The organism is Kineococcus glutinatus (assembly GCF_039542765.1).
In the GTDB taxonomy this organism is placed as follows: domain Bacteria; phylum Actinomycetota; class Actinomycetes; order Actinomycetales; family Kineococcaceae; genus Kineococcus_A; species Kineococcus_A glutinatus.
Genome location: NZ_BAABIL010000366.1, coordinates 1 through 8178, shown reverse-complemented (window position 1 = coordinate 8178; position 8178 = coordinate 1). Strand labels below are relative to the sequence as shown.

Here is an 8178-nt window from a genome sequence, read left to right as displayed (position 1 = left end):
CGCCGTCGCTGGCCTACCTCGGCTACCCCGCCGCGCTGCTGCTGCAGGGGCGCATCGACGGCTACGTGTTCGCGGTGAGCACGGGGGTGGGGGTGGCGGGCGTGCTGCTGTCGTGGCAGCTCGCGACGGCGCTGCTGGCGCTGGACCGCGAGAGCGCCCGCCGCTTCCTCGACCCCGACCCGCGCCTGGCCCTGGAGCGCCGGGTCGCGGAACTGGCCGCCAGCCGGGCCGCGGTGGTCGCCGCCGTCGACGAGGAGCGCCGCCGCATCGAGCGGGACCTGCACGACGGCGTCCAGCAGCGGATCGTCGCCCTCGGGGTGCTGCTGGGCCGCGCCCGCCGCAGCGCGGACCCGGAGCGGGCGGCCCGGCTGCTCGCCGAGGCCCACGAGGAGTCCGGCCGGGTGCTGGCCGACCTGCGCGACGTCGTGCAGCGGGTGTACCCGGCGGCGCTGGAGGCCGACGGCCTGGTGGTCTGCGTGCGCGACCTCGCCGCCCGTGCGGCCGTGCCGACGCGGGTGGTCGCCGACGTGCCCGCCGAGCCGCCGCCCGCGGTGGCGCTGGCGGCGTGGTTCGTCGTCTGCGAGGCGCTCACCAACGTCGCCAAGCACGCCCGCGCGGGCAGCGCCGTGGTGGAGCTGCGCGGCGGGGAGGGGTTCCTGCGGGTGCGGGTCGGCGACGACGGCTCCGGTGGTGCCGACCCCGCGGGCAGCGGCCTGCGGGGCCTGGCGCGGCGGGTGGCGGCCGTGGACGGGCAGTTCGCGGTGCGCTCCCCGGCGGGCGGGCCCACCGAGGTGGAGGCGGTGCTGCCGTGCGGGTGATCGTCGCGGAGGATTCGGCGCTGCTGCGCGAGGGCGTCGTGCGGCTGCTGGCGGAGGAGGGCCACGACGTGGTGGCGGCGGTGGGGGACGCCGACGCCCTGCTCGCGGCGGTCGCCGAGCACCGCCCGGACGTGGCCGTCGTCGACGTGCGGATGCCGCCGGGCGGCACGGACGACGGGCTGCGCGCGGCGGTGGCGGTGCGGGGGCGCTGGCCGGGGACGGGTGTCCTCGTGCTGTCGCAGTGGGTGGAGCGCCGCTACGCCGACGAACTCCTCGCCGACGGCCGCGGCGGCGTCGGGTACCTGCTCAAGGACCGCGTGGTGGACGTCGGGCAGTTCCTCGACGCCCTCGCCCGGGTGGCCGCCGGCGGGGCGGCGTTCGACCCGGAGGTGGTGCGCCAGCTGCTGACCCGCCAGGAGCGCGACCCGCTGGCGCAGCTGACCGGCCGGGAGGGGGACGTGCTGGCGGCGATGGCGGAGGGGCTGAGCAACGCCAGCATCGCGGCCCGGCTGCACGTCTCGCAGAGCGCGGTGGAGAAGCACGCCGCCGCCATCTTCGACAAGCTCGGCATCCCCTCCGAGGGGGGTTTCAACCGCCGGGTGCTGGCGGTGCTGGCCCACCTGCGCGGTGGGGGCGGCTGACGGCGGTGGGCGGCCCCGCGGGTTCACCAGCCGCGGAACGGGCTGTCGCTGGAGAGCACCTCGACGTGCTCGCCGACCTCCTGCGCCGCCCACGCCGCCACCGCTACCCGGGCGTGCTCGGTGAACTGCGTCGGTGCGACCCGGATGCGCCGCACCGCCTCCCGCAGCCGGGGGAAGGGGATCTTCACGAACGGGGTCATCCCGAACCGGCTGGTGCGGAACCACAGCCGGTGGCCGCCGTCCTGCCGCCACACGAACCGCTCCTCCTGCTCGTCGGCGAACGAGACGTGCTTGATCTGGGCGGAGTAGCCGAACAGGTCGTAGTAGAGGTCCTGCTCCGCCTGCTCCTCCGAGCGGCCCCCCGCGTGGTCCTGCGCGAAGTAGGGCAGGTTGTCGCGGATCCAGCGCGCCCCGTCCTCGTCCCCGAGGTAGCGCACCCGGTGCCGCTCGGCGCCCAGCCCCTCCAGCGCCCGCTCGTCGAACCCGATCGCGCACCCCACGCTGCGCCGGGACATGCCGTACCCGCGCCACTGGCTGAGGGAGTCCTCCGCCGAGGACAGGCACACGATGAACGGGCCTGCGGCGGGGTCGATCTCCTGCGGCTCGGTGAGGCGGTCGCGCAGCCGGTGCAGCGCGGCGCGCCGCTCGGCGTCGCCGTCGAGGTCGGTCAGCGCCCGGTGCAGCAGATCCCGGGCGTAGTGGAACTCCCGGGAGTCGTTGAGGTACTCGAAGTGCGCCGCCCACAGGCAGGGCACGCGGTCGCCGGGCGCCCGCCCGCCGGTGGCGCGGCCCAGCCCGCCGGGTTCCTCGCCCCCGGTCATCGCCATCAGGGTCGCCAGGTCGGTGTAGTGCCACAGCAGACCGCCACCGTCCTCGCCCACCGCTGATGGTAGGCACAGGTCCCCGCGGACCGGCGAGCCGAGCGGGCGCCCCCGGCCCGGGACCGGGCGGGATCAGGAGCCGGTGGGGACGGGGCGCGCCGCGTCCACCCACCGCTCGAACTGCGCGGCGGGCAGCGGGCGGCTCCACAGGTAGCCCTGCCCCTCGTCGCAGCCCAGCGCGGCGAGCCGCTCGGCGGTGTCGCGGTCCTCCACGCCCTCGGCGACGGTGCGCAGCCCGAGGTTGTGCCCCAGCTCCACGATCGACCGCACGATGAGGGCGTCGCTGCGGTCGGTGCCCATCGCCGCGACGAACGAGCGGTCCACCTTCAGCACGTGCACCGGCAGGTTCTTCAGGTGGCCCAGCGACGTGTAGCCGGCGCCGAAGTCGTCGACGGACAGCACGACGCCGAGCGCGGCGAGCCGTTCCAGCACGGCGCGGGCGCGGGCCGGGTCGGCCAGGATGGCGCTCTCGGTCATCTCCAGCTCCAGGCAGGACGCCGGGACCCCCCAGCGCTGCAGCAGCTCGGCGACGTCGTCCGCGAGGCGGTCGTCGGAGAGGTTGCGGGCGGAGACGTTGACGGCCACCCGCAGCACGCGGCCGGAGTCGAGCCAGGAGCGGCACTGCCGCAGCGCGGCGTCGACCACCCAGCGGGTCAGCGGGCGGATCAGGGCGGTGCGCTCGGCGAGCGGGATGAACGCGTCGGGGAACAGCAGCCCGTGCCGGGGGTGCTGCCAGCGCACCAGGGCCTCGGCGCCCTCGACGCGCTCGCCCGGCAGCGACACCTTCGGCTGGTAGTGGAGCACCAGCTCGCCCTCGTCGACGGCGCGGCGCAGCTCGCCCAGCAGCCGCAGCCGCTCGGCGCTGTGGCCGTCGAGGTCCGGTGCGTACCGGCAGACGCCGAGGCCGCGCCCCTTGGCCGCGTACATGGCGATGTCGGCGTGCCGGAAGAGCGTGCCGACGTCGTCCAGGCCCGGGTCGCCGTCGACCACCCCGATGCTGGCCTCGACCCCCAGGAAGGCGCCGTCCACCTCCACCGGCGCCACCAGCGCGGCGTGCACCTCCTCCGCGATCCGCAGGGCGGCCTCCGCGCGGGCGGGCAGCAGCACGGCGAACTCGTCGCCGCTGAGCCGCGCGACGGTGCCCTCGCGGCCCACCACCTGGTGCAGCCGCTCGGCGACCGCGACGAGGACGACGTCGCCGTAGTGGTGGCCGAGGGTGTCGTTGATCTCCTTGAAGCGGTCGAGGTCGACGAGCAGCAGCGCCACCGGGGCCCCGCCGTCGGCGGCCGCCCGCAGCGCCTCGCCGGTGCGCTGCTGCAGCAGGGTGCGGTTGGGCAGGCCGGTGAGGGCGTCGTGCAGCGCCTGGTGGCGGTTCTCCTCCGCCTTGGCCGCGGTCTCGCGGCGGCTGCGGGTCAGCGCCGCGAGGAAGGTGCCCAGCATGAGCAGCCCGACCCCGAAGACCGCCGGCGTGGCCACGAGCAGGACGTGCTGGGTGCGGCCCATGTCCGCCAGCGAGGTGCGCGCCGCCGCCCAGTGCCGGTCGGCCTCGGCCTGCACGACGGCCTCGATGGCGTCGTAGTGCGGGTCGACGCTGGCCTCCTCGAAGGCCTCGGCGGCGGCGGGGTCCGCGGCGGCGGTGGCGAGCAGCGCCTCCACGGACCGCTCGTAGCGGTCGTGCAGGGCGAGCCACCCGGCGACGAAGCGGGCGTGGTCGGTCTCGGGGACCGCCCCGAGCTCGCGCAGCGCCGTCCGGGTCGCCTCGCCGGCGGCCTCGTACTCGGCGCGGGTCTCCCCGTCCGGTTCGGCCACGAGCTCGTCGGCGAGGTCCTCCTGCGCCAGCAGGGACTCCTCGGCCTGCTCGGACCACGACGAGACGAGGGCGCTGCGCTGCGCCTCGTCGGCGGCGCGGGCGTTGGCGACCGTCCCGGTCACCGTGAACGCCGTCAGCACGAGCAGGACCAGCACGAGCCCGACGGTGGCCAGCCGCGCCGTGAGGTGCGCGTGCGCGGCGCGCCGCAGCCGTGGCAGCAGCGGCCCCCGGCGGTGCCGCACCTGTGCTGGGGTCATCGCCGCACCTCCTCGCCGCCGTGGTCCTCGCGCTGGTCCCCCGTCCCATCGGCACCCGGGAGGGGTTCCTCCCGGGTGCCGGCGCGCTTTCACCCGTTCGGCCACCGCGCCACCCGCGCGGCGATCCGGTGAGCGGGCCGTGCGGCGGTCCCGCTCCTAACCTGGCCGGCATGAGCCGACCCGTCGCCACCAACCGCGCCGTCAGCCGCGAGGAGCTGCTGGACTTCTGCCGCCCCCGCCACCGGGTGCTGCTCGTGACGCGCCGCGCCGACGGCGGCGTGCAGGCCTCGCCGGTGTCCTGCGGGGTGGACCCCGGGGGACGGTTCGTCATCTCCACGTACCCCGAGCGCGCCAAGACGGCCAACGCCCGCCGCGACCCGGCCGTGACGCTCGTGGTGCTCTCCGACGACTGGGACGGCCCGTGGGTGCAGGTCGACGGGCGCGCCGAGGTCCTGGACATGCCCGAGGCGCTGGAGCCGCTCGTGGAGTACTTCCGCGCCTTCGGCTCCGAGCACCCGGACTGGGACGAGTACCGCCGGGCGATGGCCGAGCAGGGCAAGTCGCTGCTGCGGGTCACGCCGGAGCGCTGGGGCCCGGTGGCCACGGGTGGTTTCCCGGCGCGCCTGGCGGGCGGCTGACGGGCGGTCCGGGGTTCGGGCAGGCTGGCCCCGTGACCCGCCTCGACGCCGCCACCCACCTCGGCGCGCTGCGCTCCGACGCCGCCCGCCTCGCCGCGGTCGCGGCCGGTGCCCTCGACCGGCCGGTGCCCGCCTGCCCGGGGTGGGTCGTGCGCGACGTCGTGCGCCACCTGGGGGCCGTCTACCGGCACAAGGCGGAGTCCGTGCGGCTGGGCCGGCGCGCCCCCGAGGACGTGGGCTCCGACTGGCCGGACGACGACGCGGCGCTGCTGCCCTGGCTGGAGGCGGCCCTGGCCGACGTCCGCGGTGAGATCGACGGCGACCCCGGGCGCCCGGCCTGGTCGTGGTGGCCGGGTGACGCCACGACGGGTTTCTGGCAGCGCCGGATGGCGCAGGAGACCCTCGTGCACCGCGTCGACGTGGAGCAGGCCGCCGGGCTGCCCTCCGACGTCGACACGGTGCTCGCCGCCGACGGGGTGGACGAGGTGCTGACCGCGTTCCTGCCGGTGTGGCTCGCGGTGGACGGGGCTGCGGCCGGGGTGGGGGAGGACCTCGCCGTGCACGTCGCGGTGAGCACCGCGGGGCGGACCTGGGACGTGCGGGTGGCGGGGGTGCGGGCGGAGGTGTCCGAGGGCGCCTCGGACGCCCCCGCCCGGCTCGCCGGGCCCGCGGACGCGGTGCTGCTGTGGGCGTGGGGCCGCGGTGGCGCCGACCGGCTGGGGTTCACCGGTGACGAGGCGCAGCTGCACGCGCTGCGCCGGGCGCTGTCCGCCGCCACGCGGTAGCCCCTGAACCGCTCACACCGGCGGCTGCCGGTGGGTGTAGGCGGTGGGGAAGAAGCAGAACACCGGCGACTGCCCGGCGCTGCTGACGGCGATGTTGGGGGGTTTGAGCACGTCGGAGGCGTCGAACGCGATGCTCGCGGTGTCGTCGCCGGGCAGGTTCGGGTCGTAGGTGAACAGCGTGACCCGGGTGCCGTCCATCTGGTACCCCCACACGCAGGTCTGGTGGTTCAGCCCGAGGTCGAAGGGGTTCGCGGAGATGGTCTGGACCAGGCAGACCGGCGCCGGCCAGCCGGCGTCCACCCACTGCCGGATCTGCGGCCAGGCGTCCTTGAGGACGATGGCGGAGCGCCCCTCCAGCGGGTTCCCCGCGCTGCCGGTGTCGGGGTATGCGGGGTTCATCACCGCCAGCAGCCGGACGGGCAGGTCCGGCAGGTCGAAGCTGTCGACGAGGCGGCTCACGAGGTGGTCGTACAGCGGTGTTCCGGGCGCGGCCGGGACCGGCCGCTCGGCGGGGACGGGCAGACCGGCGCCGAAGTGGTCGAGCGCGGTGTAGACCATCCCCCCGCACAGGCCCAGCGCGGCGTTGCCGACGGGGATGCTCGCCACCCCGAGGTCGATGGTCGTCAGCGGCGCCTCGTCCCACCTGTTGGGGTAGGGGAACCCGTGGGTGGAGGGCCGGAAGTTCGTCGCGCGGAACGTGGAGGGTTCCAGCACGTACTCCACGACGGCGTCCTCCCCGGACCAGCCGTTCTGGTAGAGCGCGTAGCCGGGGCTGACGTCGACGGCGTACTTGTTCGTGCCGGCGAAGGGGTTGTCCCAGTCGATGCGCAGGCTCGAGCCGTCGCCGCCGACGGCGAACGTCGCGCTGCCCTCGGTGCCGGTGAGGAAACCTGCGGACTCCGAGGCCCACTCCGCGTCCGCGTGCCCGCCGACGTTCAGCGGGGGCTGGGTGCTCCACTCACCGTGGGCGAGGCTGCTGGCGGTCAGCGTCAGGTCCTGGTCGGTGCGGTTGCGCAGGACGATGCGGGTGCTCCTGGCGGCCATGTCGGCTCCTCCTCGGTCGGCTCCGGTCGCCGTCGCGGACCGGTCGGGGGGAGGAGGTGCGGGGCGGGGGGCTGATACGCGGACCCGATGGGTCAAGAAAGTCTTGACGACACTCGGTGGTCAAGGCATTCTTGACGCATGACCTCCCCGGAACGCCCCACCGCACCCGCCGCCCGGCCCACCGCCCGGTCCCGCTCCCTCGGCACCACGCTCGTGCTCGGCCTCGCCGCGGTCGCCGCCGCCGGTGTCGTCGTGGCCGTCGTCTCCGGCGCGCTGGAGGGCGGGGACGTCCTCAGCTTCCTCGTCGGCGCCGTGGCGGGAGGTGCCGCCATCGTCGCGCTCGCCGCCCTCGTCGGGCACCTGCTCGCCCGCCGGGCCGCCGCCCGCCGCCGCGACGCCGCCGTCCTCGACGCCCTGGAACCCCTCGGCCCCGCCGCGCGCGAGGGCGGCCGCCGGTGAGCACCGCCACCGGCCCGCTGACCGAGGCCGAGGCGCAGGCGCTGCGCGAGGCCGTCACCGAGGCCGTCCTGGCCACCCCCGCCGGCCTGCGCGAGGCGCTGGGCAGCGACCCCGACGCGGCGCTGCGGCTGGTGGCCGCCACCCGCGTCGCCGCCGAGGAGTCCAGCAGGCTGCTGCGCGAGGCCGTCGCCGGGGCCCGCGGCGCCGGGCACAGCTGGGACACCCTCGGCAGGCTCCTCGGCGTCAGCAAGCAGGCCGCGCAGCAGCGTTTCGCCACCCCCACCCGCCCCGCCCCCGAGGACGCCGCGGGCGAGCGCGAGCGCGTGCTGCTCTCACCCGTGACGGCGTTCGACGAGATGCCCCTCCTCGCCGAGCGCGGCCGCCGCGGCTGGCACGTCGTCGACTACGGCACCCTCTACCACCTGCTGGAGGCCTCCGACACGCAGTGGGAGCACCACCGCCAGCCGTGGAGCCCCGGTGCCCGCGGCCGCCTGGAGGCCGAGGGCTGGACGCTGGTCAAGACGATGACGTTCCCCTGGGGGTACTACAAGCGCCCCCTCGGCCTGCCGCCGGAGGCCTGAGCCCCGCGGGGTCGGGAGGCGCGCCACCCGCCGCCCGAGGTCGCCGAGGCGTGCGCGTCCCGGCGGAGCCGAGGCGGGGCGACCGGGCCGAGGAGGTGTCGGGTGCACGCGTCGGGGGGTCGGAGAAACCGTCGGCGCCGCCGGGCGGACCCCTAGGATCGGCGGGGTGGAACCGGTCAGGAGAGCGCGCTCCGGACGGCTCGCCCCGAGCATGGTGGAGGTGGCGGCGCGGGCCGGGGTGTCGGTGGGCACGGTCTCCAACGT

At 76.5% G+C, this 8178-nt stretch carries 9 protein-coding genes; 6 read left to right on the top strand and 3 right to left on the bottom strand.

Annotated elements, in window-relative coordinates:
• Together ABEB16_RS13675 and ABEB16_RS13670 are read left to right on the top strand one after the other, a co-directional pair.
• Positions 1-818: sensor histidine kinase (locus ABEB16_RS13675; RefSeq protein ID WP_345712796.1), on the top strand; the 818-nt coding region annotated here is incomplete at its 5' end.
• Positions 809-1459 carry a response regulator transcription factor gene (locus ABEB16_RS13670; RefSeq protein ID WP_345712795.1) on the top strand — a complete coding sequence of 217 codons (651 nt, stop codon included), beginning with the start codon at positions 809-811 and terminating at the stop codon, positions 1457-1459. The genes ABEB16_RS13675 and ABEB16_RS13670, both read left to right, overlap by 10 nt.
• Before the next feature lie 23 nt (positions 1460-1482).
• Here ABEB16_RS13670 and ABEB16_RS13665 read toward each other — a convergent pair whose 3' ends face one another.
• Together ABEB16_RS13665 and ABEB16_RS13660 are read right to left on the bottom strand one after the other, a co-directional pair.
• Positions 1483-2340 carry a DUF2971 domain-containing protein gene (locus ABEB16_RS13665; protein ID WP_345712794.1) on the bottom strand — a complete coding sequence of 286 codons (858 nt, stop codon included), beginning with the start codon at positions 2338-2340 and terminating at the stop codon, positions 1483-1485.
• Between the two features lie 72 nt (positions 2341-2412).
• Positions 2413-4407 (bottom strand): putative bifunctional diguanylate cyclase/phosphodiesterase, encoded by a 1995-nt coding sequence (locus ABEB16_RS13660; RefSeq protein ID WP_345712793.1) that lies wholly within the window; start codon positions 4405-4407, stop codon positions 2413-2415.
• A gap of 170 nt (positions 4408-4577) precedes the next feature.
• Here ABEB16_RS13660 and ABEB16_RS13655 point away from each other — a divergent pair, with 170 nt between their 5' ends.
• On the top strand, positions 4578-5045 hold the full coding sequence (locus tag ABEB16_RS13655) for a PPOX class F420-dependent oxidoreductase (protein WP_345712792.1): 468 nt from the start codon (positions 4578-4580) through the stop codon (positions 5043-5045).
• Between the two features lie 32 nt (positions 5046-5077).
• Complete coding sequence (locus tag ABEB16_RS13650) at positions 5078-5830, top strand: maleylpyruvate isomerase family mycothiol-dependent enzyme (protein ID WP_345712791.1); 753 nt, start codon at positions 5078-5080, stop codon at positions 5828-5830.
• Positions 5831-5842: 12 nt separating this feature from the next.
• On the opposite strand, the gene ABEB16_RS13645 is transcribed toward ABEB16_RS13650, so the two are convergent.
• Positions 5843-6874 (bottom strand): hypothetical protein, encoded by a 1032-nt coding sequence (locus ABEB16_RS13645; protein WP_345712790.1) that lies wholly within the window; start codon positions 6872-6874, stop codon positions 5843-5845.
• A 138-nt stretch (positions 6875-7012) separates the two neighbouring features.
• Here ABEB16_RS13645 and ABEB16_RS13640 point away from each other — a divergent pair, with 138 nt between their 5' ends.
• Positions 7013-7333 carry a hypothetical protein gene (locus ABEB16_RS13640; protein WP_345712789.1) on the top strand — a complete coding sequence of 107 codons (321 nt, stop codon included), beginning with the start codon at positions 7013-7015 and terminating at the stop codon, positions 7331-7333.
• Positions 7330-7914: a hypothetical protein gene (locus ABEB16_RS13635; protein ID WP_345712788.1), complete on the top strand. Its 585-nt coding sequence runs from the start codon at positions 7330-7332 to the stop codon at positions 7912-7914. Before ABEB16_RS13640 ends, ABEB16_RS13635 begins: the two co-directional genes overlap by 4 nt.
• The last annotated feature ends 264 nt before the right edge of the window (positions 7915-8178 follow it).

What these genes read in the sequence shown, in the direction of transcription:
- ABEB16_RS13660 (WP_345712793.1), bottom strand. Translation starts at nt 4,407, where the DNA reads ATGACCCCAGCACAGGTGCGGCACCGCCGGGGGCCGCTGCTGCCACGG.
- ABEB16_RS13655 (WP_345712792.1), top strand. Translation starts at nt 4,578, where the DNA reads ATGAGCCGACCCGTCGCCACCAACCGCGCCGTCAGCCGCGAGGAGCTG.
- ABEB16_RS13645 (WP_345712790.1), bottom strand. Translation starts at nt 6,874, where the DNA reads ATGGCCGCCAGGAGCACCCGCATCGTCCTGCGCAACCGCACCGACCAG.
- ABEB16_RS13640 (WP_345712789.1), top strand. Translation starts at nt 7,013, where the DNA reads ATGACCTCCCCGGAACGCCCCACCGCACCCGCCGCCCGGCCCACCGCC.